24 protein-coding genes and 1 tRNA gene are annotated in these 23,762 nt (G+C 74.2%); 21 read left to right on the forward strand and 4 right to left on the reverse strand.

Annotated elements, in window-relative coordinates:
• Positions 1–53 precede the first annotated feature (53 nt).
• The 4 genes from EDD28_RS14270 to EDD28_RS14285 all read left to right on the forward strand — a co-directional run bounded on the left by EDD28_RS14270 (position 54) and on the right by EDD28_RS14285 (position 2,787).
• The gene (locus EDD28_RS14270) at positions 54–1,262 is read left to right on the forward strand and encodes a phosphoglycerate kinase (protein WP_123740434.1); all 1,209 of its coding nucleotides are present in this window, start codon (positions 54–56) and stop codon (positions 1,260–1,262) included.
• Between the two features lie 9 nt (positions 1,263–1,271).
• Positions 1,272–2,063 carry a triose-phosphate isomerase gene (tpiA, locus tag EDD28_RS14275; RefSeq protein ID WP_123740435.1) on the forward strand — a complete coding sequence of 264 codons (792 nt, stop codon included), beginning with the start codon at positions 1,272–1,274 and terminating at the stop codon, positions 2,061–2,063.
• 97 nt (positions 2,064–2,160) lie between these two features.
• On the forward strand, positions 2,161–2,406 hold the full coding sequence (secG, locus tag EDD28_RS14280) for a preprotein translocase subunit SecG (protein ID WP_123740436.1): 246 nt from the start codon (positions 2,161–2,163) through the stop codon (positions 2,404–2,406).
• Between the two features lie 27 nt (positions 2,407–2,433).
• Positions 2,434–2,787, forward strand: a complete 354-nt coding sequence (locus EDD28_RS14285; protein WP_123740437.1) for an RNA polymerase-binding protein RbpA — start codon at positions 2,434–2,436, stop codon at positions 2,785–2,787.
• A 196-nt stretch (positions 2,788–2,983) separates the two neighbouring features.
• Here EDD28_RS14285 and pgl read toward each other — a convergent pair whose 3' ends face one another.
• The 4 genes from pgl to tkt all read right to left on the reverse strand — a co-directional run bounded on the left by pgl (position 2,984) and on the right by tkt (position 8,405).
• On the reverse strand, positions 2,984–3,754 hold the full coding sequence (pgl, locus tag EDD28_RS14290; protein WP_123740438.1) for a 6-phosphogluconolactonase: 771 nt from the start codon (positions 3,752–3,754) through the stop codon (positions 2,984–2,986).
• Positions 3,751–4,698 (reverse strand): glucose-6-phosphate dehydrogenase assembly protein OpcA, encoded by a 948-nt coding sequence (locus EDD28_RS14295; RefSeq protein WP_123740439.1) that lies wholly within the window; start codon positions 4,696–4,698, stop codon positions 3,751–3,753. The genes pgl and EDD28_RS14295 overlap by 4 nt, the downstream gene beginning before the upstream one ends.
• On the reverse strand, positions 4,695–6,230 hold the full coding sequence (gene zwf, locus EDD28_RS14300; RefSeq protein WP_123740440.1) for a glucose-6-phosphate dehydrogenase: 1,536 nt from the start codon (positions 6,228–6,230) through the stop codon (positions 4,695–4,697). Before zwf ends, EDD28_RS14295 begins: the two co-directional genes overlap by 4 nt.
• Positions 6,231–6,293: 63 nt before the next feature.
• Positions 6,294–8,405 (reverse strand): transketolase, encoded by a 2,112-nt coding sequence (tkt, locus tag EDD28_RS14305; protein WP_425469982.1) that lies wholly within the window; start codon positions 8,403–8,405, stop codon positions 6,294–6,296.
• 380 nt (positions 8,406–8,785) lie between these two features.
• Between tkt and EDD28_RS14310 the strand changes: the two genes are divergently transcribed.
• From EDD28_RS14310 to EDD28_RS14390, 17 genes are all read left to right on the forward strand, one after another.
• Positions 8,786–9,709, forward strand: a complete 924-nt coding sequence (locus EDD28_RS14310) for a heme o synthase (RefSeq protein ID WP_245968149.1) — start codon at positions 8,786–8,788, stop codon at positions 9,707–9,709.
• Positions 9,710–9,749: 40 nt separating this feature from the next.
• Positions 9,750–10,670, forward strand: a complete 921-nt coding sequence (gene xerD, locus EDD28_RS14315; RefSeq protein ID WP_342769946.1) for a site-specific tyrosine recombinase XerD — start codon at positions 9,750–9,752, stop codon at positions 10,668–10,670.
• 94 nt (positions 10,671–10,764) lie between these two features.
• Positions 10,765–11,634, forward strand: coding sequence for a ParA family protein (locus tag EDD28_RS14320; RefSeq protein WP_211339272.1), 870 nt, complete (start codon positions 10,765–10,767; stop codon positions 11,632–11,634).
• Positions 11,618–12,529 (forward strand): segregation and condensation protein A, encoded by a 912-nt coding sequence (locus tag EDD28_RS14325; RefSeq protein WP_123740444.1) that lies wholly within the window; start codon positions 11,618–11,620, stop codon positions 12,527–12,529. Before EDD28_RS14320 ends, EDD28_RS14325 begins: the two co-directional genes overlap by 17 nt.
• A complete protein-coding gene (gene scpB, locus EDD28_RS14330; RefSeq protein WP_123740445.1) occupies positions 12,522–13,202 on the forward strand; it encodes an SMC-Scp complex subunit ScpB in 681 nt (226 codons plus the stop codon). The genes EDD28_RS14325 and scpB overlap by 8 nt, the downstream gene beginning before the upstream one ends.
• Complete coding sequence (locus EDD28_RS14335) at positions 13,199–13,960, forward strand: pseudouridine synthase (RefSeq protein WP_245968093.1); 762 nt, start codon at positions 13,199–13,201, stop codon at positions 13,958–13,960. The genes scpB and EDD28_RS14335 overlap by 4 nt, the downstream gene beginning before the upstream one ends.
• 111 nt (positions 13,961–14,071) lie before the next feature.
• Positions 14,072–15,223 (forward strand): prephenate dehydrogenase, encoded by a 1,152-nt coding sequence (locus tag EDD28_RS14340; protein ID WP_123740931.1) that lies wholly within the window; start codon positions 14,072–14,074, stop codon positions 15,221–15,223.
• On the forward strand, positions 15,220–15,978 hold the full coding sequence (gene cmk, locus EDD28_RS14345) for a (d)CMP kinase (protein WP_123740932.1): 759 nt from the start codon (positions 15,220–15,222) through the stop codon (positions 15,976–15,978). The genes EDD28_RS14340 and cmk overlap by 4 nt, the downstream gene beginning before the upstream one ends.
• On the forward strand, positions 15,975–16,700 hold the full coding sequence (locus EDD28_RS14350) for a lysophospholipid acyltransferase family protein (RefSeq protein ID WP_123740447.1): 726 nt from the start codon (positions 15,975–15,977) through the stop codon (positions 16,698–16,700). The genes cmk and EDD28_RS14350 overlap by 4 nt, the downstream gene beginning before the upstream one ends.
• 78 nt (positions 16,701–16,778) lie before the next feature.
• Positions 16,779–18,332, forward strand: coding sequence for a ribosome biogenesis GTPase Der (gene der, locus EDD28_RS14355; protein WP_425469983.1), 1,554 nt, complete (start codon positions 16,779–16,781; stop codon positions 18,330–18,332).
• Positions 18,329–19,438, forward strand: coding sequence for a hypothetical protein (locus EDD28_RS14360; RefSeq protein ID WP_123740448.1), 1,110 nt, complete (start codon positions 18,329–18,331; stop codon positions 19,436–19,438). Before der ends, EDD28_RS14360 begins: the two co-directional genes overlap by 4 nt.
• Before the next feature lie 7 nt (positions 19,439–19,445).
• Complete coding sequence (locus EDD28_RS14365) at positions 19,446–20,498, forward strand: LLM class flavin-dependent oxidoreductase (RefSeq protein ID WP_123740449.1); 1,053 nt, start codon at positions 19,446–19,448, stop codon at positions 20,496–20,498.
• Between the two features lie 101 nt (positions 20,499–20,599).
• Positions 20,600–20,673, forward strand: a tRNA-Pro gene (locus EDD28_RS14370).
• A 115-nt stretch (positions 20,674–20,788) separates the two neighbouring features.
• Entirely contained in the window at positions 20,789–21,418 is a 630-nt protein-coding gene (locus EDD28_RS14375) for a hypothetical protein (RefSeq protein WP_211339235.1), read from the forward strand.
• 48 nt (positions 21,419–21,466) lie between these two features.
• Positions 21,467–22,045: a YdhK family protein gene (locus tag EDD28_RS14380; protein ID WP_123740450.1), complete on the forward strand. Its 579-nt coding sequence runs from the start codon at positions 21,467–21,469 to the stop codon at positions 22,043–22,045.
• A gap of 128 nt (positions 22,046–22,173) precedes the next feature.
• Positions 22,174–22,482, forward strand: coding sequence for a hypothetical protein (locus EDD28_RS14385; RefSeq protein WP_148059635.1), 309 nt, complete (start codon positions 22,174–22,176; stop codon positions 22,480–22,482).
• Complete coding sequence (locus EDD28_RS14390; RefSeq protein ID WP_123740452.1) at positions 22,479–23,744, forward strand: DUF4303 domain-containing protein; 1,266 nt, start codon at positions 22,479–22,481, stop codon at positions 23,742–23,744. The genes EDD28_RS14385 and EDD28_RS14390 overlap by 4 nt, the downstream gene beginning before the upstream one ends.
• Positions 23,745–23,762: the final 18 nt, after the last annotated feature.

Here is a 23,762-nt window from a genome sequence, read left to right on the forward strand (position 1 = left end):
GGATCGCGGGCGTCGCCGTGTTTCCCCCACCCGACCACCACGGAAGTAGACCCATGAAGACGCTCGAGGACCTGGGCGACCTGCGCGGCAAGACCGTGCTCGTCCGCTCCGACTTCAACGTGCCGCTCGACGGCGACGTCATCACCGACGACGGCCGCATCCGCGCCGCCCTCCCGACCCTCACGGCGCTGCTCGACGGCGGCGCGAAGGTCGTCGTGACCGCCCACCTCGGCCGCCCCAAGGGCGCGCCGGAGGCCAAGTACTCGCTCGCCCCCGTCGCGAAGCGCCTCGGTGAGCTCCTCGGCAAGGACGTCGTCCTCGCCGAGGACCTCGTCGGCCCGAGCGCCGACGCCGTCGTCGCCGGCCTCGCCGACGGCGAGATCGCGCTGCTGGAGAACGTCCGGTTCGACGCGCGCGAGACCTCCAAGGTCGACGAGGAGCGCGCCGCGCTGGCCGCCGAGCTCGTCGCGCTCGGCGGTGGCGTCGACGCGTTCGTGTCCGACGGCTTCGGTGTCGTGCACCGCAAGCAGGCGAGCGTCTACGACGTCGCCCTGGTGCTCCCGCACGCCGCCGGCAAGCTCGTCGGCAAGGAGGTCGAGGCGCTGTCCAAGGCGATCACCGACCCCGAGCGGCCCTACACGGTCGTCCTCGGCGGCTCGAAGGTCTCCGACAAGCTCGGCGTCATCGCGAACCTGCTCGAGAAGGCCGACACGCTCGTCATCGGCGGCGGGATGCTGTTCACGTTCCTCGCCGCCAAGGGCTACGAGGTCGGCAAGTCGCTGCTCGAGGCCGACCAGATCGACACCGTCAAGGGCTACCTGGCCCGCGCCGAGGAGAAGGGCGTCACGATCCTGCTCCCGACCGACATCCTCGCCGCCGAGGCGTTCGACAAGGACGCGGCGTTCGAGGTCGTGGCGGCCGACGCCATCCCGGCCGACGCGATCGGCCTCGACATCGGCCCCGAGTCCGCGAAGGCGTTCGCGGAGGCGATCAAGGCGTCCAGGACGGTCGTCTGGAACGGCCCGATGGGCGTGTTCGAGTTCCCGAACTTCGCGGGCGGCACCCGTGCGGTCGCCCAGGCGATGATCGACGCGACCGCCGCCGGCGCGTTCAGCATCGTCGGCGGTGGCGACTCCGCCGCCGCCGTCCGCCTCCTCGGCTTCGACGAGGACGGCTTCTCCCACATCTCCACCGGCGGTGGTGCGTCGCTCGAGCTCCTCGAGGGCAAGACGCTCCCCGGCCTGGCCGTTCTCGAGAACTGAGGCACCGACATGGCATACGACTCCCCGCGCACCCCGCTCATGGTGGGCAACTGGAAGCTCAACCTCGACCACCTGCAGGCGATCGACCTGGTGCAGAAGCTGGCGTGGACCCTCAAGGACGCCGAGCACGACTACGACCTCACCGAGGTCGTCGTCGCCCCCACGTTCACGAGCCTGCGCTCGGTGCAGACCCTGGTCGACGGCGACAAGCTCCCGATCAAGTACGCGTCGCAGGACGTGAGCTCGCACGCCTCGGGCGCCTACACGGGTGAGGTGAGCGCCGAGCAGCTCGCCAAGCTGGGCGTGTCCTTCGCGATCATCGGCCACTCCGAGCGCCGCGAGTACCACAACGAGACCGACGAGCTGGTGAACGCCAAGATCCTCGCCGCGCTCGGCCAGGGCATCACCCCGATCCTCTGCGTCGGCGAGCCGCTCGAGGTGCGCCAGGCGTCCGAGCACGTCGCCTACACGCTGGCGCAGCTCGACGGCGCCCTCGCCGGGCTCAGCCCGGAGCAGGTCGGCGGCATCGTCGTGGCGTACGAGCCCGTCTGGGCCATCGGCACGGGCGAGGTCGCGACGCCGGACGACGCGCAGGAGATGGCCCAGGCCATCCGCGCCCGCGTCGCCGAGACGGTCGACGCCGACGTGGCGGCCGGCCTGCGCATCCTCTACGGCGGCTCCGTCAAGGCGGACAACGTCAAGGAGATCATGGCCGGGGCCGACGTCGACGGCGCGCTCGTCGGCGGCGCGAGCCTCAAGGTCGACCAGTTCGCTCCGATCGCCGGGTTCCGCGCGCTCTGAGCACCCACGGGCTCCGATGGGGCGGCGTGCGCCGTGTTCGGCGCACGCCGCCCCATCGCCTATCCTTGGGTGGGCCAGTTTCGACGGAAGGGGCAGCGTGGACGCGTTGCGCATCGGACTTCAGGTGATCCTCGTACTCACGAGCATCGTCCTCGTCCTCACGATCCTCATGCACAAGGGCAAGGGCGGCGGCATGTCCGACATGTTCGGCGGCGGCATGTCCTCCTCGATGAGCTCCTCCGGCGTCGCCGAGCGCAACCTCAACCGGATCACGATCGGCACCGCCGCGCTGTGGGGGGTCGTCATCGTCCTGCTCAACCTCATCCAGCGCTACGTCGCCTGAGACCCGGACCGGTAAGGGAGCGCAGCGATGGCAGGTGGTAGCGCGATCCGCGGGTCCCGCGTCGGCGCGGGGCCCATGGGCGAGGCCGAGCGCGGCGAGGCCGCACCCCGAGTGTGGGTGTCCTACTGGTGCGCGGCCGGGCACGAGACCCGGCCGAGCTTCGCCGAGGAGGCCGCCGTCCTCCCGCCGGAGACCTGGGACTGCCCGCGGTGCGGCCTCCCGGCCGGTCAGGACCGGGAGAACCCGCCCTCGGCCCCCAAGAACGAGCCGTACAAGACGCACCTCGCGTACGTGAAGGAGCGCCGCTCCGACACCGAGGGCGCCGAGCTCCTCGAGGAAGCGCTCGCCGCGCTGCGCGAACGCCGCGGCACCGTCTCCTAGCCGTCGGCCGTTCCCGACGCGATCCGCCCGGGTGGGCCGGGGTCCGCTCTGCGCGGATCGACCTCATGGCCGCTGCCCCGCCCGCGTCCAGCCAGGGGTCCGACCTGCGCGGATGTCCGCGCTCCCGCGACCCCTCGGGCTCCTGACCCGCGCCGTTCCGCGCGGAGCGGACGGCCCCGGGCCGCTGGCCCAGGCCTCAGGCGTCGCCGGCGGCCTCGAGGTCGAGGAGCCAGAGCGTCCGATCGGTGCCGGAGACCAGCGCGCACGGCAGCACCGGTGTGCCGGCGTCGCCGGCCAGCCCGCGCGTGACCGCCTCGGCCTTCTCCGCGCCCGACCCGAGCAGCCAGACCTGACGCGCGCCGTCGATGACGTCGCGCGTGAGCGAGACGCGCTGCGGCGGGGGCTTGGGGGAGTCGTGCACCGCGACCGTCGAGCCGCCGGCCTCCAGCGCGGCGTGCCCCGGGAACAGCGACGCCACGTGCCCGTCGGGGCCGACGCCGAGCAGCACGACGTCGAGGGCGGAGGTCGAGTCGGCGCCGCCCGTGATGCCGGCCGCGTCCAGCTCGTCGGCGTAGGCGCGCGCGGCGGCCTCGACGTCCGCCACCCGGTCCGGTCCGGCGACCGGGTGGAGGTGGGCCCCGCGCTCGGCCAGCCCGGCGAGCGCGCCGGCCACGGGGGTGTCGTTGCGGTCCGCCGATCCGTCGGCCGCGAACCGCTCGTCGCCCCACCACAGGTGCAGGCCGGTGAGGTCGAGCGCCCCGAGCAGGTCGGAGGCGAGGAACGCCTCGGCGACCCGGGTCCCGACCCGTCCGCCGGTGAGGGCGACGTGGACCTCGCGGCGCAGCGACTGCGCGTCGAGCACGGCGAGCGCCAGCCGCGCGGCCGTCGCGGCCACGAGCGTGTCGGCGTCGGGGTGGACGACGACGGCGCGCGTGCCGGCCGGTCGACCCGTCGACCCCCGGGTCACGGCGTGACCTTCGCGAGCTCGCGAAGCGCCAGCGGCAGCGCGTGGGTGAGCACCTCGCCGTAGACGACGTCCTCGTCGAGGCGCCGCAGGTCCTCGATGAGGGAGTCCTCGACGGAGCGCAGGGGGAGCGAGACGCGGTGCGAGATGCCGGACGGCTCGGTGATGTGCAGGATGGTCGAGCCGACCGGCCGCTCGAACACGGTCTCGCCGTCCTCGCGGCCCAGCACGATCCGGACCATCGCCTCGGCGCCCTCGATCGCCTCGAAGTGGATCTCGCACTCGAGCGCGTCGGCGAGCCAGCCGCCGATGAGCGAGATCGACGGATGGTCGAGGTTGCCGGCGATCGTCACGGAGCGCACCCGGCCGTGCGAGGCGTCGTCGAGCGCGGAGGCGAGCAGGCCGCGCCAGAGCGTCGCGCGGGCCCAGGCGAGGTCGGTGTCGCCCGGTGCGTAGCCGTCCGCCAGCAGCGTGAGCCGGCCGATCGGGTCGGTGCAGGACAGGGCGTCCGTGATGCGCCGCTGCGCGATGGAACCGAGCGGGTCCCGCGACGGGACCTCCGGGGGAGAGCCCGGCCACCAGGCGACGATCGGGGTGTCCGGCAGCAGGAGCGGCGTGACGAGCGAGTCGAGCTCGGTCGCGGCGCCGCCCCGCGGGCGCAGCACGATGACCTCGCTCGCGCCGGCGTCGGCGCCGACCCGGATCTCCGCGTCCAGACCGTCGGCCGCGGCCTCCGTCGAGTCGTCGGTCGCGACGACGATGACGCGGCACGGGTGCTCCCGGCTCGCCGCGTTCGTCGCGTGGACGGCGCTCTCGACCTCGTCGGGGTGGGCCTGGACCAGCAGCGTGAGGACGCGGCCGAGCGCGACGGCACCGCCCTCCTCGCGCAGTCGGACGAGGCGGGAGGCGATGGCGGAGGACGTCGTGTCCTCGAGCGTGATCTTCACGGTCTCCTCCAGGCGCGGCCGTCGCGGGCCATCATGTCGTGGGCGCTGTCCGGACCCCACGTGCCGGGACGGTACGGATCGGGACGGCCGCTGGACTCCCAGTGCTGCAGGATCGGGTCGAGCACGCGCCAGGACAGCTCGACCTCCTTGCTGTGCGGGAACAGCGGCGGGTCGCCGAGCAGCACGTCGAGGATGAGTCGCTCGTACGCCTCGGGGGAGTTCTCGGTGAACGCGTGGCCGTAGCCGAAGTCCATCGTGACGTCCCGGACCTCCATCTGGGTGCCGGGGACCTTGGCGCCGAACTGGACGGAGACGCCCTCGTCGGGCTGGACGCGGATGACGAGCGCGTTCTGCCCGAGCTCCTGCGTGTCCGCGAGGGCGAACGGCAGGTGCGGGGCGCGCTTGAAGACGACCGCGATCTCCGTGACGCGGCGGCCGAGCCGCTTGCCGGTCCGCAGGTAGAACGGCACGCCAGCCCAGCGCCGCGTGTCGATGTCGAGGCGGACGGCGGCGAACGTGTCCGTCACGGAGTCGGGGGAGATGCCCTGCTCCTCGAGGTACCCGACCACCTTCTCCCCGCCCTGCCAGCCGGCCGTGTACTGGCCGCGCGACGTGTGCAGGTCGAGGTTCTTCGGCAGCGTGATCGCGGAGAGCACCTTCTCCTTCTCGGCGCGCAGCGACGCGGCGTCGAACGAGACCGGCTCCTCCATCGCCGTGAGCGCGAGGAGCTGGAGCAGGTGGTTCTGGATGACGTCGCGGGCGGAGCCGATGCCGTCGTAGTACCCCGCACGCGAGCCGATGCCGATGTCCTCGGCCATCGTGATCTGCACGTGGTCGACGTTGTTGGCGTTCCAGACCGGCTCGAACATCTGGTTCGCGAACCGGAGGGCGAGCAGGTTCTGGACCGTCTCCTTGCCCAGGTAGTGGTCGATCCGGAACACGGAGTCCCCGGGGAACACCGACTCGACGACCTTCTGCAGCTCCAGCGCGCTCGCCAGGTCGTGCCCGAACGGCTTCTCGATGACGACGCGCCGCCACGCCCCGGGCTCGCTCCTGGACAGACCCGACCGGGCGAGCTGGCGGCAGACCAGCGGGAACGCGCTCGGCGGGACGGAGAGGTAGAACGCGTGGTTGCCGCCGGTGCCGCGCTCGGCGTCGAGCCCCTCGACCGTCCTGGCCAGCTCGTCGAACGCCGCGTCGTCGTCGAACTCGCCCTGGACGAACCGGATGCCCTCGGCGAGCTGGCGCCAGACGCGCTCCCGGAACGGCGTCCGGGCGTGCTCCATGACCGCCTCCTTCGTCACCTGGGCGAAGTGCTCGGCGTTCCAGTCGCGGCGGGCGAAGCCGGTGAGGCCGAACCCGGGCGGCAGGAGGCCGCGGTTGGCGAGGTCGTAGATCGCCGGCAGGAGCTTCTTGCGCGAGAGGTCACCGGTCACGCCGAAGATCACGAGGCCCGAGGGCCCCGCGATCCTCGGCAGCCGACGGTCGTCGCTGCGCCGGAGCGGGTTGGCCGGGACGGGGGTCGAGGTCACGACGCAACCGTAGGGCCAGGCACGCGCCGCGTGGGACGGGTGTTCATCTGATGGCGTCGGTGCTCAGCCGGCCGCGGCCGCCAGCGACTCGCGCGCCGCCTGCGCCACGTGCTCCGGCGTGAAGCCGAACTCCCGGAACAGCGTGGCGGCGTCGGCGGAGGCGCCGAAGTGCTCGAGCGAGACGATCCGGCCCGCGTCGCCGACGTAGCGGTACCACGGCATCGCGACACCGGCCTCGACGGCGACCCGCGCCCGGACGTCCGCCGGCAGGACGGACTCGCGGTAGGCGGCGTCCTGCTCCTCGAACCACTCCAGGCACGGCGCGGAGACGACACGGGTGGCGATGCCCTCGGCCTCGAGGGTCTCGCGCGCCGCGACGGCGAGCTGGACCTCGGACCCCGTGCCAACGAGGACGACGTCCGGCGTGCCGGAGGACGCCTCGAGCAGCACGTAGGCGCCACGGTCGACGTCCGCGCCGGCGAAGCCCTGCTCGCCGCGCGGGAAGACCGGCAGGTTCTGCCGGGTGAGGACGAGGCCGGCCGGGGCGTCCCGGCGCAGGATGGCGAGCCAGGCCGCCGCCGTCTCGGTGGCGTCGGCCGGCCGGACGACCGACAGGCCCGGCATGGCCCGCAGCGCGGCGAGGTGCTCGACGGGCTGGTGCGTCGGACCGTCCTCGCCGACCCCGATGGAGTCGTGCGTCCAGACGTAGGTGACGCCGACGCCCTGGACGGCCGAGAGCCGCACGGCGCCGCGCATGAAGTCGGAGAAGACGAAGAACGTGCCGCCGTAGGGACGGGTGAGGCCGTGCAGCGCGATGCCGTTGAGGATCGCGCCCATGCCGTGCTCGCGGACGCCGAAGTGCAGCGTGCGGCCGTACTCGGTGCCGGCGAACTCGTGGCTCGAGCGGTGCGCGGGGAGGAAGGACGGCTCCCCGGACATCGTCGTGTTGTTCGAGCCGGCCAGGTCGGCGCTGCCGCCCCACAGCTCGGGCACCGGGCCCGCGAGCGAGTTCAGCACCTTGCCGGACGCGGCGCGGGTGGCGATCGAGGTCCCGGCCTCGAAGGTCGGGACGACCTCGTCGAGCCCGGCGGGCAGCTCGTGCGCGACGAGGCGGTCCAGCAGCGCCGAGCGCTCGGGGTTGGCGGCGCGCCACGCGGCGAGACGCTCCTCCCATGCGGCGCGCTCGACCTTGGCCCGCTCGCCGAGCGCGCGGGTGTGGGCGAGCACCTCGGGGCTGACGTCGAACGACTTCTCCGGGTCCAGCCCGAGCGCCGTCTTGAGTCCCGCGACCTCCTCGGCGCCGAGCTTGGAGCCGTGCGAGTCGTGCGAGCCCTGCTTCGTGGGGGAGGGCCAGGCGATGATCGTGCGCAGGCGGATGATCGACGGCTGGTCGGTCACGTCCTTCGCGGCCTGGATGGCGGCGGCCAGCGCGTCGACGTCCTCGCGGTACTCGCCGTCGCCCACCCAGTCGACGGTCTGGGTGTGCCAGCCGTAGGCCTCGTACCGGCCGAGGACGTCCTCCGTGAAGGAGATCGAGGTGTCACCCTCGATCGTGATCCGGTTGTCGTCCCAGATGAGGATGAGGTTGCCCAGCTCCTGCGTGCCCGCGAGCGACGAGGCCTCGGACGAGATGCCCTCCTGCAGGCAGCCGTCGCCGGAGACGACGAAGACGTGGTGGTCGAACGGGCTCTCGCCGTGCGGCGTCTCGGGGTCGAGCAGGCCGCGCTCGCGGCGCGCGCCCATCGCCATGCCGACGGCGCTGGCGAGGCCGGTGCCGAGCGGGCCGGTCGTGATCTCGACGCCCTTGGTGTGCCCGTACTCCGGGTGACCCGGCGTCAGCGAGCCCCACGTCCGCAGCGCCTCGAGGTCGCTCAGCTCGAGGCCGAACCCGCCGAGGAAGAGCTGCACGTACTGCGTGAGCGAGGAGTGCCCGGCGGAGAGGACGAACCGGTCGCGGCCGAGCCAGCGGTCGTCCGACGGGTCGTGCCGCATGATGTTCTGGTACAGCAGGTAGGCGGCGGGGGCGAGGCTGATCGCCGTGCCGGGGTGGCCGTTGCCGACCTTCTCGACGGCGTCGGCCGCGAGCGCCTTCGCCGTGGCGACGGCCCGGAGGTCGAGGTCGGTCCAGCCGACCTCGTCTGCCTTGGGTGCAGCCGAGAGCACGGGTGCGTTCACGTGGGGCTCCTTGTCGGGAGTGGCGTACGCGCTCGCGGGCGGAGGGAACGCCGGGGGTGGGCAGGGTACCGCCACCGACCCTACTGCTCCGGGGGTCGTCCGGTCAGCCGGGACCACGGGTCGGACCGCCATTGTGAACGTTCTCACGCCCGCCCCCGCCGACGGGTGGCCAGCGGTGCCGCGGTCGCCGGCGCGCGCGGTCCTCCCGGTGGCGGCCTGGCCTACGATGGACGAGGCGCGCACCCGCGCGCCAGGTGACGGAAGGACCCCGCGTGGCGACCCTCGACTCGCGCTCGGCGAACGCCGCGTCCGCGTCGACCCCGCGGTCCCGCGCGACGCAGGAGCGGGAGCCGGCCGAGGAGTCGCCCCGGTCGCCGCAGCTGCCGACCGCGCCGGGGCCGGTGCGCGGCTGGCGGCGGAGGATCGGCGCCTACGTCGCGCTGACCAAGCCGCGGATCATCGAGCTCCTCCTCGTCACGACGATCCCGACGATGCTGCTCGCGGCTGACGGCCTTCCGCCGTGGTGGCTCATCCTCGTCACGCTCGTCGGCGGCACGGCTGCCGCCGGCAGCGCCAACGTCTTCAACTGCTACCTCGACCGGGACATCGACGCGGTCATGGGTCGCACCCGGCGTCGTCCGCTCGTCACGGGGGAGGTCACCCCGCGCGCCGCGCTCGTCTTCGCCGCGGTGCTGGGCGTCTTCTCGATCCTGTGGTTCCTGCTGCTGGTCAACGTCATGTCGGCCGTGCTGACGCTCGCGGCGATCCTGCTGTACGTCGTCGGCTACACGATGCTGCTCAAGCGGCGCACGTCCCAGAACATCGTCTGGGGCGGCGTCGCCGGCTGCATGCCCGTCCTCATCGGGTGGTCGGCCGTGACCGGGTCGATCGCCTGGGCGCCCGTCGTCCTCTTCCTCGTCATCTTCCTGTGGACGCCGCCGCACTACTGGCCGCTGTCGATGCGGTTCCGCGAGGACTACGCCAGGGCCGGCGTGCCGATGCTGCCGGTCGTCGCGGGGGAGCGGCGCGTCGCCGGCGAGATGCTCGCCTACGCGATCGCCATGGTCGCGACGTCGCTCGTGCTCGTCCCGGTGGCCGGCATGAGCTGGGTCTACACCGCCGTGACGGCCGTGGCCGGGGCCTGGTTCATCTTCCTGTGCGCGCGACTCGTCCGGATGGCGCTCGACCCGCAGCGGCGCGGCCTCGTCTCCCGCGGCCCGGCCATGGCCGTCTTCCACGGCTCGATCACCTACCTGACGATCGTCTTCGCGGCCGTCGCGGTCGACCCGTTCCTGCCCTGGTGACGTCGCCGTGGCGGCTCGCTCGGGGGTGACGGTCGCTGCCGTGTCCGACGTCGTCGACGGCTACCTCGCGCACCTCGCCGTCGAGCGGGGCGTCAGCGCGCACACCGCGGCGGCGTACCGGCGCGACCTGCGGCGCTACGCCGCGTACCTGGCGGACTGCGGAGCCGACGAGCTGGGCGAGGTGACGGCCGGCCAGGTGGCCCGGTACGTCGAGGTGCTCGCGACCGGGGCCGACGGCGGGAGCGCTCTCGCGGCGCCGTCGGTCGGCCGGGCGCTGGCCGCCGTCCGCGGGCTGCACCGGTTCGCGCTCGTGGAGGGCCTCACGCCGGACGACCCGGCCGCCACCGTGACGCCGCCGCGCACCGTCCGCCGGCTGCCCAAGGCGATCTCCGTCGGACAGGTCGAGGCGCTGCTGGAGGCTGCGTCCGTCGGCGAGGGCCCGGCGCCGCTGCGCGACCGCGCGCTGCTGGAGCTGCTCTACTCGACGGGGGCCCGGATCAGCGAGGCCGTCTCCCTCGCGGTGGACGACGTGGACCTCGACGCCGAGAACCCCGTCGTCCAGGTGACCGGCAAGGGGCGGCGCACCCGGATCGTCCCGGTCGGCTCGCACGCCGTGCGCGCGCTCGGGGCCTATCTCGTCCAGGCGCGGCCCGGCCTCGCGGCGAAGGGGCGCGGTGGGCCGGCGCTGTTCCTCGGGCTGCGGGGCGCGCCGCTGTCCCGGCAGAGCGCGTGGGCCATCCTCCAGCAGGCCGCCGAGCGTGCCGGGCTGGCCGAGGGCGTCTCGCCCCACACGCTCCGGCACTCGTTCGCGACCCATCTGCTGGAGGGCGGCGCCGACGTCCGCGTCGTCCAGGAGCTGCTCGGCCACGCCTCCGTCACGACGACGCAGCTCTACACGCACGTGACCGTGCAGACCCTCCGCGAGGTCTACGCGTCCTCGCATCCCCGCGCCCGCGGCTGAGCCCGGGGACGGCCTTCCTCCGCGCGGGAGACGGGTGCGCGTCGGTGGTGCGCGATACGGTGGGTTCGTGACCGAGACCCAGCCGACCCTCGACGTGCCGACGCCGACGAACGCCCCCCGTGGCGAGGGTGCGGACGGCGCCGTGCGGCCGGTGGAGTTCCCCGTGCCGCAGGAGCTGGCCTCGCACGGCCCGGCTCGGATCATCGCGATGTGCAACCAGAAGGGCGGCGTCGGCAAGACGACGACGACGATCAACCTGGGTGCCGCGCTCGCCGAGTACGGGCGGCGCGTGCTGCTCGTCGACTTCGACCCCCAGGGTGCGGCCTCCGCCGGCCTCGGCATCGCGGCGCACGAGCTGGACGCGACGATCTACACGGCGCTCATGACCCCCAGGTTCGACGTCACGGAGATCGTCCACGAGACCTCCGTGCCTGGCCTCGACCTCATCCCCGCGAACATCGACCTCTCCGCCGCCGAGGTCCAGCTCGTCGGCGAGGTGGCGCGCGAGCAGGCCCTCACCCGGGTGCTGCGGCCGGTGACCGACTCCTACGACGTGATCCTGGTCGACTGCCAGCCGTCGCTCGGGCTCCTCACCGTCAACGCCCTCACGGCGGCGCACGGCGTCATCATCCCGCTCGAGACCGAGTTCTTCGCGCTGCGCGGCGTCGCGCTGCTGCTGGAGACGATCGACAAGGTGCGCGACCGGCTCAACCCCCGCCTGCGCACGGACGGCATCCTGGCGACGATGTACGACGGGCGCACGCTCCACTCCCGCGAGGTCCTCCAGCGCGTGCGCGAGGCGTTCGGCGAGGAGGTCTTCGCGACGGTCATCGGCCGGACGGTGAAGTTCCCGGACGCCTCCGTGGCGACGGAGCCGATCACCACGTACGCGCCGACCCACTCGGGGGCCGAGGCCTACCGCCAGCTCGCGCGCGAGCTCGTCGCCCGTGGCGACGTCGCCTGACGCGGCGTCAGGACCCTCGGGTGGCCGGACCGAGGGAGCCGGCCGGTTCGAGGTCAACCTCGACAACTTCTCCGGCCCGTTCGACCTCCTGCTCTCGCTCATCGCCAAGCACAAGCTCGACGTCACGGAGGTCGCGCTCGGCGTCGTGACCGACGACTTCATCGCCTATCTGCGCACGCAGGACGTGTGGGAGCTGGAGCAGGCGAGCGAGTTCCTCGTCATCGGCGCGACGCTGCTCGACCTCAAGTCCGCCCGCCTGCTGCCGGGGATGGAGGGGGAGGACCCCGAGGATCTCGAGCTGCTCGAGGCTCGCGACCTGCTGTTCGCCCGCCTGCTCGCCTACCGCGCGTTCAAGGAGGTGGCCGGCTCCCTCGCTCGGCGTTGGGAGTCGCGCGCCGGCGCCCATCCGAGGATCGCCGAGCTGGAGCCGCGGTTCGCGGCGCTCCTGCCGGAGCTGGTGCTCGCGATCGGCCCCGAGGACCTGGCTCGCATCGCGGCGGCCGCGCTCGCGCCGAAGCCCGAGCCCGTCGTCTCGATCGCGCACCTGCACGACCCGGTCGTGTCGGTGCGCGAGCAGGCCGTCGTCGTCGCGACCCGGCTGCGCCGCCTGCACGTGGCGACCTTCCGCACGCTGACCGACGACGCCGCGACGCAGCAGGTCGTGATCGGGCGGTTCCTCGCCCTGCTCGAGCTGTACCGCGAGGGCGTCCTCGCGTTCGAGCAGCCGGCGTCGCTGGGCGAGCTGACGATCCGCTGGGTCGGGCGCGACCGCGACGACGACACCGACGACGACCGCCTCCTCGCGGCGGGCTCGTCCTTCGACGAGGAGCCCGGCGATCCGGGCGACGGGGACGACCAGCCGGGCGAGGAGCAGGAGGAGCAGACGGATGAGTGACGTGCCGGACCCCGAGGTGATCGACGAGGCGCTGGCCGAGGCCGTGACCGACGCGACGGGCGAGCCGCCTGCCGGCCCGGGCGCCCGCGACGATGCGCCCCCGCCGCTGGCGGTCGCCGACCTGCCGGGCGGCGCCCGCGCCGCGATCGAGGCGATCCTCGCGGTGGCCGACGACGCGGTGGCCCCGCCGCGGCTCGCCGCCGTGCTCGGGCTGTCCGTCGCCGAGGTGTCCCGGCTGCTGCGGACGCTCGCCGACGACTACCGCGCGACGGACCGCGGGTACGAGCTGCGCGAGATCAACGGCGCCTGGCGGCTGTACTCCGCGCCGGTGTTCGGACCGTACGTCGAGGCGTTCGTCCTCGACGGCCAGACCGCGCGGCTCACCCAGGCGTCGCTTGAGACGCTGGCCGTCGTCGCCTACCGTCAGCCCGTCTCGCGCGGCCGGATCGCCGCGGTGCGCGGCGTCAACGTCGACGGTGTCGTGCGCACGCTCGTCTCGCGCGGCCTCATCGAGGAGGCGGGCCGTGACGGCGAGGGCGGCGCGATCCTGTACCGGACGACGAGCTACTTCCTCGAGCGGATGGGGCTCAGCTCGCTGAGCGACCTGCCCCCGCTCGCCCCCTACCTGCCGGACATGGCCGAGCTCGGCGAGATCGAGGAGGAGCTGCGATGAGTCACGTGCCGGGGATGGACCAGCCCGACGGCGTCCGGCTGCAGAAGGTGATGGCCGCGGCCGGCGTCGCCTCGCGGCGGGTCTGCGAGGACCTCATCGCGGCCGGCCGGGTCGCCGTCAACGGCGAGGTCGTGCACGAGCTCGGTCGCCGGATCGACCCGGAGACGGACGTGGTGCACGTCGACGGGCTGCGCGTCCAGCTCGTGCCCGGCCACGTGACGGTCGCGCTCAACAAGCCGGCCGGGGTCCTCTCCGCGATGTCGGACCCGCAGGGCCGCCCGACGCTCGAGCCGTTCGTCGCCCCGTACGAGGCCGACGGCGTCCGGCTGTACCACGTCGGCCGGCTCGACGCGGAGACCGAGGGCCTCCTGCTCCTGACGAACGACGGCGAGCTGGCGCACCGGCTGGCGCACCCGTCGTTCGAGGTCGCCAAGACCTACGTCGCGCTCGTGGCGGGCGAGGTCGCGCCGGGGGTCCGGCGCGAGCTGCTGCGCGGGATCGAGCTCGAGGACGGGCCCATCGCCGCGGACGCCGTCACGGTGCGCGAGCGGCGGCGGGACGCCTCCATCGTCGAGCTCACCATCCACTCGGGACGCAACCGGATCGTGCGCCGCATGCTCGACGCCGTCGGCCACCCCGTGCGCCGGCTCACCCGCACGGCGATCGGCCCGGTGCGGCTCGGCCAGCTCCGCTCGGGGCAGGTCCGCCCGGTCGAGGGGCGCGAGCTCGCGCTGCTGCAGAAGGAGGTCGGGCTGTGACGGCGGTGCCCGCGGCCACGGCGACGGCGGTCTCGCCGCCCGTCTCGACGGCGCTCCGGCCGGCGACGGCACGCGGCGGCGTCACCGCGCGCGATCGGTAGGGTGAGCGCGATGTCCGAACCCCCCGCCTCCCGTCCCGTCGAGCACGCCGTCTCGACCGCCGGCCCCGTCCACGTCGTCGGGTCCGGGCTGCTCGGTGCCAGCATCGGTCTCGCGCTCGCCCGCGCCGGCGTCGAGGTGACGCTCGAGGACGCCTCACCCGCCGCCGCGGCGCTCGCCCGCGACGTCGGCGCGGGGCAGCTCGGCCCCGGCCGCGACGCCCGCGTCGTGGTCGTCGCCGTCCCGCCGGACGTGGCGGCCGACGTCGTCGTGACGACGCTGCGGGAGCACCCCGACGCCGTGGTGACGGACGTCGCGAGCGTCAAGGCGGTCGTCCTCGGCGAGGTCGAGGCGGCGGCGCGCGACGGCCGGATCGCGAGCGGCGACCTCGCCCGCTACGTCGGCTCGCACCCCATGGCGGGGCGTGAACGGTCGGGCGCCGCGGCCGCCGACCCGGACCTGTTCGCCGGCCGGCCCTGGGTCGTCGTGCCCCACGACGGCGTCGACGCGGCCGCGGTGCTGACGATCCGGACGCTCGCCGTCGACCTCGGCGCCACGCCGATCCAGCTCGGCGCCCGGGAGCACGACCAGGCCGTCGCGGCCGTGAGCCACGTGCCCCAGGTCGTCGCCTCCGTCCTCGCCGCCCGGCTGCTCGACGCCCCCGAGACGGCGCTCGCCCTCGCCGGGCAGGGACTGCGCGACACGACGCGGATCGCCGCCAGCGACCCGCGGCTGTGGGCCGCGATCCTCGTCGGCAACGCCGGACCGGTCGCCGACCTGCTCGCCGCCGCGCGCGCCGACCTGGCCGGGCTCGAGGAGGCGCTGCGCGGGGCGGCCGAGCACGGCCCGCTCAACCCGGGCGCGATGGCGGCCGCGACCGACGTCGTGCACCGCGGGAACGTCGGCGTCTCCCGGATCCCGGGCAAGCACGGCGGGGTCTCGCGCAGCTACGCCGACGTCACGGTGCTCGTGCCCGACCGGCCGGGTCAGCTCGGGCGGCTGTTCGTCGACGTCGGCGAGCTCGGGGTCAACGTCGAGGACTTCGCGATGGAGCACGCGCCGCGGCAGAAGGTGGGGCTCGCGACGATCTCGGTGCTCCCCGACGCGGCCGACCGGCTCACGGACGGTCTGCACGGAAGGGGATGGCGGGTGGTCGGCTCATGACCGGGACGAACGAGGCGACGGACGAGGCGACGCGGGGGCTGGTCGTCGCGATCGACGGCCCGTCGGGGTCGGGGAAGTCGACGATCGGGCGGCACCTCGCCCGGCACTACGGCCTCGCCTACCTCGACACGGGCGCGATGTACCGCGCGCTCGCGTGGTGGGCGCTGGAGCGCGGGCTGAGCCTCGCGGACCCCTCGCCGGCCGTCGTGTCCTCCGTCGACGCCGCCGTGGCCGAGCTGGCGCTCGACCTGCCGCTGGAGGAGCCGCTCGACCCGGACGACCAGGCGTTCCGCGTCGCTGGTACCGACGTCACGTCGGCGATCCGGACGTCGGGGATCTCGACCGTCGTGAGCCGGGTCGCGACGAACCTCGCCGTGCGCGCCGCCCTGCGCGACCGCCAGCGGGCGATCATCGCGCGGGAGACCACGCCCGACGGCTGGAGCTCCGGTCGCGGCATCGTGGCCGAGGGTCGCGACATCACGACGGTCGTCGCGCCCGATGCGACCGTCCGCGTCCTGCTCGTCGCCGGCGAGGAGGCGCGCCTCGCACGCCGCGCCGCCGAGCTGTTCGGTGCGGCCGACGACGCGGCGATCGAGGCGACCCGCGACCAGGTGGTGCGCCGCGACGCCGACGACGCGACCGTCTCGCAGTTCCACGTGGCCGCCGACGGCGTCGTCACGCTCGACTCCTCGACCCTGACGCTGGAGGAGACGCTGGACGCCGCGGTCGCGATCGTCGAGCGGGGCAGGCCGTGACGCCGACCGCGGACGACGACGCACCGACGCCCGCTGTCTCCGCGCCGCGAGCCTCGGGCCGCGGCGCCACCGTCCGGGCCGAGGACATCCACCGCTGGGGGCCGGGCTGGTCCCGCCGGGTCGGCTGGTTCCTCGACCACGTGTGGTGGAACACCCGCGTCGTCGGCGCCGAGCACGTCCCGCGGACGGGGCGCGTGCTCATCGCGCCCAACCACACCGGGGTCGTCGACGGTCCCGTCGCGCACGGCGCCGTGCCGCGCGGCTCGTACTTCCTGGTCAAGGAGGAGTTCTTCACCTCCCGGCTCGGGTTCCTCATGACGTGGGCGGGCCAGATCCCGGTCGACCGGCGCAACGGCCGGCCGGCGCTCGAGGTCGCCAGGACGCTCCTGGAGGAGGACCGCTGCGTCGGCGTGTTCCCCGAGGGGACGCGCGGACGGGGTGACGTGACGGCGGCGCGCGCCGGCGTCGCCTGGCTCGCCGTCCGCACGGGGACGCCGGTCGTCCCGTGCGCCATCCTCGGCACGCGACCGCCCGGCGCCGCGCGCGGGCACGTCCCGGGGCCGCGGTCGCGGCTGTGGGTCCAGTTCGGCGAGCCGATCCCCGTCGAGCGGGGCGGTGGGCGGACCCGGATCGCCGAGGTCATGGCGGACGTCCAGGCCGCCATGGTCGGGCTCGTGGCCGACGCGCAGGAGCGCTCCGGCATGCGGCTGCCGTCCGAGTAGCCGCGGGATCGGCTCGTCCCGGGCGCACCTCGCGCCGGGTCCGCGCGGGCACACCCGCGGACCTGGGAGGATGGGGAGGTGACTGACGTGACCGGTGACCCGGCCCCCCTGAACGACGCCGACGGCTTCGACGGCGAGGCGTTCGACGAGACGCTCGATGACGGCCCCGTCGTCATCGACCTGTCCGAGACCGAGGACGACGTGCGGACGGCCGCGATCATGCGGGCCGGCCTCGAGGCGTACGAGCTGGAGGACACGGACGCCGAGCTGATCGACGCCGACGGTCCCGTCCTGCCCGAGGACGTCCCGGAGTCGATGCTCCCCGTGCTCGCGATCGTCGGGCGGCCGAACGTCGGCAAGTCGACGCTGGTCAACCGCGTCCTCGGCCGCCGCGAGGCCGTCGTCCAGGACGTCCCCGGCGTCACCCGGGACCGCGTGCGCTACCGCGCCGAGTGGGGCGGGCGGCCGTTCGTCGTCGTCGACACCGGCGGGTGGGAGTACGACGCGAAGGGCATCAACGCGCGGGTGGCCGAGCAGGCCGAGATCGCGATCGAGCTGGCCGACGCCGTCCTGTTCGTCGTCGACGCGACGGTCGGGGCGACCGACGCCGACGAGCGCATCGTCACGCTGCTGCGCCGCTCCGGCAAGCCCGTGCTCCTCGTCGCCAACAAGGTGGACAGCCCGCGGGACGAGGCCGACGCCGCGACCCTGTGGTCGCTCGGGCTCGGCGAGCCGTACCCGGTCTCGGCGCTGCACGGACGCGGGACGGGGGACATGCTCGACGCCGCGACGTCGCTCCTGCCCGAGGTGACCGCCGTCGGCGGGCCGATGCCGGTCGGCGGCCCGCACCGCGTCGCGATCGTCGGGCGGCCGAACGTCGGCAAGTCGAGCCTGCTCAACGCCGTGACGGGGACGCAGCGCGTCGTCGTCGACGACTTCGAGGGCACGACGCGCGATCCCGTCGACGAGCTGGTCGAGCTCGGCGGCGAGCCGTGGGTGCTCGTGGACACGGCCGGGATCCGGCGTCGCGTGCACCAGACGCAGGGCGCCGACTTCTACGCGTCGCTGCGCACGCAGGCGGCGATCGAGAAGGCGGAGGTCGCGGTCGTGGTGATCGACGCGTCGTCGCCGATCACCGAGCAGGACATCCGCGTCATCCAGCAGGCCATCGACGCCGGGCGCGCGCTCGTCGTCGCGTACAACAAGTGGGACCTGCTCGACGAGGAGCGCCGGTTCTACCTCGAGCGGGAGATCGAGCGCGAGCTGGTCCAGATCACCTGGGCGCCGCGGGTCAACTTCTCGGCGCGGACGCGCTGGCACGTCGACCGGCTCGCGCGTCAGCTCGACGCAGCGATCGCCGGGTGGACGACGCGCATCCCGACCGGGCGGCTCAACTCCTTCCTCGGTGAGCTGGCGGCGGCGCACCCGCACCCGGTCCGCGGGGGCAAGCAGCCGCGCATCCTGTTCGGCACGCAGGTCGACACCTCCCCGCCGCGGTTCGTGCTGTTCTCGACCGGGTTCCTCGAGGCCGGCTACCGCCGGTTCATCGAGCGACGCCTGCGCGAGGAGTTCGGCTTCGTCGGGTCGCCGATCGAGATCTCCGTCCGGGTGCGGGAGAAGCGGCGCCGGTGACGTCGTCGGAGGAGCGCTCGGACCGCGCGGACCGCTCGGATCACCGCGGCAGGACGTCGGCGCGGATCGCTGACCGCCCGCTGCTCCTGCGCTGGGGCGCGCCGCGCTCTCCGCGGGCGATGGAGTACGTGGTCTCGTTCGTCGTCGTCGCGATGGCGACGATCCTGGTGACCCGGCTGTTCCTCATCGCGACCGGGTTCCCGCAGCTCGGCGGGGACGGGCTGCACATCGCGCACGTGCTGTGGGGCGGGGCGCTGCTCGTCGTGGCGTTCGTCCTGCTGCTGACGTTCATCGGCCCCGTCGTGCGGCCGCTGGCGTGCGTCGTGGGCGGGATCGGGTTCGGGCTGTTCATCGACGAGGTCGGCAAGTTCCTCACCGACGACAACGACTACTTCTACGCGCCGGCGTTCGCGATCATGTACGCCTCGTGCGTCGCGCTCGTCGTGCTGGCGCAGCTGCTCGTGCAGCGTCGACGGCGGGACCCGTCGGAGGACCTCGCGGCGGCGGCCGACCTGGCCGTCGCGGGCATCGCCGGCGGGTTCAGCCGGCACCAGCGGCGCTATGCCCGCGAGCTGCTGGCCGGGGGCGGTGACGTCGTCGGGGCGGCCGAGGTCGCCGAGCTGATCGACGTCGTCCCGGCCGACGACGAGGAGGCGCCCGACCCGATCCGCGCCGTCCGGCACCGCCTGGGCGAGGCGCTGCGTCGCCTGGGGGAGCGGTACGACCTGTGGCGCGCCGTGCTGGTCGGCTCGGCGGTCGTTCTCGTCGGGTCGACGGCCGCCGCGGTGTCGGACGTCCCGGTCGCGCTGGAGAACGGGGTCGCGTTCCTCGTCGTCATCTCGCTCGGGTCGCTGGTCGCGGCCTGGGTGCTGTGGGTCGCTGGGCTGCGGGCCGGGGGCGGGGCGCGCGGTCTCGCGATGGTGCGCGCCGCGATCGCGGTCAACCTGCTGCTGACGCAGGTCTCGCTGTTCCGGTTCGACCCGTGGCAGGCGACCGCGCTCGTCGTCGCCGGCCTGCTCGTGGTGGGGCTGGCGTGGACGCAGGAGAAACGCACTCGGAGTGGGCGCGGGGGCGAGCGCGGAACATCGGGCGGCTCCGCGCGTTGACCTGAGGGTGAAGCTCAGCGTTCTCGACCTCATCCCCGTCCGTTCCGGCCAGTCGACCACCGAGGCGCTGCGTGCCTCGCGAGCGTTGCTGGGGCTGGCCGACTCGCTCGGGTTCGAGCGCTACTGGGTGGCCGAGCACCACAACATGCCGGCGGTGGCCTCGAGCGTGCCGGGCGTGCTGCTGCCCTACCTCGCGGGCGGGACGACCCGCATCCGGCTGGGTTCGGGCGGCGTCATGCTGCCGAACCACACGGCCCTCGACGTCGCCGAGCAGTTCGCGCTGCTGGAGGCGATGTTCCCGGGGCGGGTCGATCTCGGGATCGGCCGGGCGCCGGGTTCGGACCCGGTGACGTCCTACCTCCTGCGGTTCGGACGGCCCGACGCTGCCGAGGAGTCGTTCGAGCAGGACGTCCTCCTGCTGCGCGAGCTGCTCGGGCTCGGCGAGACCCCGGTGGGGGAGCCGGTGCGCCTGTCGCTCGGCGGGCGGCCGTTCGACGTGCGGGCGACGCCGCGGGCGGCCTCACCGACGGGGCTGTGGCTGCTCGGCTCCTCGGGGTTCTCGGTCGAGCTCGCGGCGCGGCTCGGGCTGCCGTACGTGTTCGCGAACCACTTCGGGATGCCCGGGATCGAGGGCGCGCTGAGCCGGTACCGGGCGACGTACACGCCGTCGTCGGACTTCCCGGAGCCGATGTCGTTCCTGCCGATCAACGTCGTCGTGGCGGCGTCCGAGGCCGAGGCGCAGGAGCGCGCGCTGCCGCAGGCCGTCCAGATGGCGCGGCTGCGGACGGGGGCACCGCTCCTGCCGCAGCTCACCATCGAGGAGGCGGCGGCGTACGAGTGGACGCCGCGCGAGGAGGCCGTGCGCGACGCGATCGTGGCCGGCTGGCTCATCGGCACGCCCGGCGACGTCGCGACGCGGCTGCGGGCGCGGCTGGGGGAGCTCGGGCTGGACGAGGCGATGATCGTGCCGGCCGCCGCGGCGTACGCGGGGGAGGAGCTGGACGCGCCCGCCGGTCGGGCCGAGACCCTGCGGCTGCTGGCCGAGGCCGTCGCGGGGTAGGGGTGCGGCTGGCGCGGCGCGCCGGGTCCGATGTCGAGGTCGGGCCTCGGGCCGTGTAGACTCTTCGAGGCCCTACGGGGCCATCGATCCTCCGGGATCGACGGGCTGTGGCGCAGCTTGGTAGCGCACTTGACTGGGGGTCAAGGGGTCGCAGGTTCAAATCCTGTCAGCCCGACAGCAAGCCCTGGTGGGACTGGATCTCACCAGGGCTTCGTCGTGTCCGGATCGCTCTGACGCTCCCTCTCCGTTGACCACCAGCGCGACGCCGACGCCGGTGGAAGACTCGCCTCGTGAGCATCCCGGTCCCGACCACCTCGGCGGTGGTGCTCTGGTGGATCCCCGTGGGCGCCGGCGGCCACGTCGTCCGGCGCACGAGTCGGTGGTGGGAGCTGGCGGATGCCGCGGTCGCTCGCCGTCCGCCCCGGCGCCTGTTCCACGCCGCACTCGAGGTGCACCTCGACGGTCGGCGGTTCGCCATCGAGATGGCGCCGGCGTGGGGTTGCCCGCCCGGGGCGGACCGCGGCGTCGTTAGGACCGGGCCGGTGGGGCTCCGGGTCCTCGGACGCTGGCGCCTGTTCCGCTACGAGGTGCGGTGCTGGCCGAACGGCACGATTCCCGACCTGCGCTGGGCCGAGGGCGGCTCGACGACGCTCACCACGAACGCCAAAGTCGCGCGCGCCCTGGTCGAGCGTGTACGAGACGTCCCGGACCTGGTCTGGGGGCGGACGGTGGACGCGACGGGCGACATGTGGAACTCCAACTCACTCGTCTCCTGGCTCATGTCCACGACGGGCCTCGACCCCACGGGGGTTCGCCCGCCCGACGGTGGGCGGGCGCCCGGGTGGCGAGCCGGAACCGCCGTCGCGGCGGCCGCGACGAGCGCGACCCGCACCGTTGCCGGCTCGGACTCGACCCGCTAGGTACCCCAGAGGGGTATACCCTCGTGGGACTGGCGAAGGGAGACTCGAATGCGGGGACGCGTGACGACGGCACTGGCCGTCGCGGTGCTCGGCGGCGTGCTGGCGCTGACGGGCTGCGGCGGCGAGTCCGGGAACGGCGGCCACGGCGGCGATGACGGACACGGCGGAGGCGAGACGATGGACCACTCGACGATGGAGCATCCGATGGACGGCGGACCGCCGCCCGAGGGCATCACGGACGCGGTCGACCCCACGTACCCGGTCGGGAGCGTCGTGACGCTGACCGCCGACCACATGGCGGGCATGGACGGCGCGCGGGCGACCATCGTCGGCGCCTACGACACCTACACCTATGCGGTCGACTACACGCCGACCACCGGGGGAGACCCCGTCACGGACCACCGCTGGGTCGTCCAGCAGGAGATCGAGGACGCGGGCGACCAGCGCCTGCCCGACGGAACCGAGGTCGTCCTCCTCGCCGACCACATGAAGGGCATGCGGGGCGCGCACGCGACCATCGCCCACTCGACGGACGAGACCGTCTACATGGTCGACTACGAGGCCGACGGGATGACGATGACGAACCACAAGTGGGTCGTCGAGAGCGAGATCGAGCCCGCGTCCTGACGGGTTGGCGCCTGCGCGCGGTCCGCGACGCGTGGGACCCGGACGGCGGCGTCGTCACGGGGCACCCGCTCGGCTGACGCCGGCCGCCACCGAACCGACCGGCCGGCGCCGTGTGACAGGCTGGGCGCATGGGACCCCTCGGAGCATCCGACGGAGCCGCGCGCAGCGGCTCGCCCCTGGTGAACCGGCTCTGCGAGCGGCTCGGCGTCGGCTACGGCGGGTGGGAGGCCATCGCACCGCTCCTCGGCGGCGAGAAGGGCGCCCAGGTGACGTTCCACGTCGACGACGGCACGGTGCTCGACCGGGAGCCGTTCCTCCCGGGGACGGGTGTGGTCCGCGAGGCCAGGGCGTACCCCGACCGGGTCGAGGTGTGGGACGGCGCGACGCTCGTCGCCACCTACGACGACCTCTCGATCGGCGACGTCTTCGGCTCATGACCGGCGGGCCGGGCGAGCCGGGCGGCGCGGCCGGGACGGACCACGTCGTCGTCCTCCTGCGCGAGCGTCCGCCGGCCGCCGTCCTCATGCGGCTGCACCGGCTGCTCCGGCTGGGTGTGACGGACGTCGTGCGACGCGTCGCCGAGGGGGCTCCGCTGCTCGACCGCGGACTGTTCCTGAACGACCGGCTCCCGCTCGCGGCGCTCCTGCGCGATGTCCTTGCCACGGTCGAGCCGTTCGCGCACGAGCTGCACGTCCTCTCGCCCGGCGAGACGCCGAGCCCGGTGAGCCGGACCACGGCCGACGCGCTGGAGGCGATGCTCGCGACCGACCTGGACGCCGGCGCCGCGGTCCGTCCCGTGCCCGACGCTCGCCTCGCGGCGCTCGTCGCCGACGCCACCCGCGCCGCGCTGGCCGAGCTTCCCGCCGACGTGCGGGCCGCGCCGTGCGCCGTCGCGCTGGTCACGACGGGGGAGGGGCTGCGGCCCTACCTGAGCGTCACGCTCGACGACGACGGCCGCTGGGACGTCGGTGCCGGTCCGTACGCCGTCGTCGGCGACGCGCATCTCGCGGCCGTGGCCGACGCGTGGGACGCGCGGGGTCACCTGATGGAGCTCGACGCCGCCGCGGCCGACGCCGAGCTCACCACCCGTCTCGCGACGATGGAGCAGGCGCTCCGGCTCCTCGACGTCCAGGGCGCGTTCGGCGCCGGCGATGCCCGACGCCGCACGCTGCTGCTCGTGGCCACCATGCCGCCCGAGGCCACCGACGCGGGATTCGCGCGACGGCTCAACCCGGCGGGCCGGCTGCTCGACCGGTGGCTCGTCGAGGCGTCGGAGTGTCCGGCGCTCCGGCCCGCCGCGCCGTCGTCCCGGCCATCCGCGGGAGCGAACGCGCCCGGGACGACCGACTTTCCGGCCCCCGTCCCGGCGCTGGCCGAGCTGTGGCGCACCTGCCCCGGCGGCCTCCTGCTCGACGACGGGACGACGGTGTACGGCCCCGACGACCTCGCGGAGCGCAACGAGACGTTCGAGGTCGCCGAGTACGCCCCCGGTTGGGTGCTCGTCGGCGACGACAGCGGGGGGAGCGGCTACCTGATGCGCCGGCCGGGTCCGCGGGACGACCCCGCCGAGGGCCGCGCGGCCGCCGAGGTCTTCCGGCTCGGCCTCGGCGCGCTGACCGAGGACGTTGCGACGGCGGGCGAGTTCGTCACGGACGACCTGGTCGGCTGGCTGGCGGCACGCCAGCAGGACGAGCGGTAGCCGGGGCCCCGGGCGCTC

Origin of the sequence: Salana multivorans, assembly GCF_003751805.1 — a bacterium.
GTDB lineage: Bacteria > Actinomycetota > Actinomycetes > Actinomycetales > Beutenbergiaceae > Salana > Salana multivorans.

Bases quoted from the DNA above. Each gene is read 5' to 3' on its own strand.
- EDD28_RS14270 (WP_123740434.1), top strand. From the start codon at position 54: ATGAAGACGCTCGAGGACCTGGGCGACCTGCGCGGCAAGACCGTGCTC.
- tpiA (WP_123740435.1), top strand. From the start codon at position 1,272: ATGGCATACGACTCCCCGCGCACCCCGCTCATGGTGGGCAACTGGAAG.
- EDD28_RS14285 (WP_123740437.1), top strand. From the start codon at position 2,434: ATGGCAGGTGGTAGCGCGATCCGCGGGTCCCGCGTCGGCGCGGGGCCC.
- scpB (WP_123740445.1), top strand. From the start codon at position 12,522: ATGAGTGACGTGCCGGACCCCGAGGTGATCGACGAGGCGCTGGCCGAG.
- EDD28_RS14335 (WP_245968093.1), top strand. From the start codon at position 13,199: ATGAGTCACGTGCCGGGGATGGACCAGCCCGACGGCGTCCGGCTGCAG.
- EDD28_RS14340 (WP_123740931.1), top strand. From the start codon at position 14,072: ATGTCCGAACCCCCCGCCTCCCGTCCCGTCGAGCACGCCGTCTCGACC.
- cmk (WP_123740932.1), top strand. From the start codon at position 15,220: ATGACCGGGACGAACGAGGCGACGGACGAGGCGACGCGGGGGCTGGTC.
- EDD28_RS14380 (WP_123740450.1), top strand. From the start codon at position 21,467: ATGCGGGGACGCGTGACGACGGCACTGGCCGTCGCGGTGCTCGGCGGC.
- EDD28_RS14385 (WP_148059635.1), top strand. From the start codon at position 22,174: ATGGGACCCCTCGGAGCATCCGACGGAGCCGCGCGCAGCGGCTCGCCC.
- EDD28_RS14390 (WP_123740452.1), top strand. From the start codon at position 22,479: ATGACCGGCGGGCCGGGCGAGCCGGGCGGCGCGGCCGGGACGGACCAC.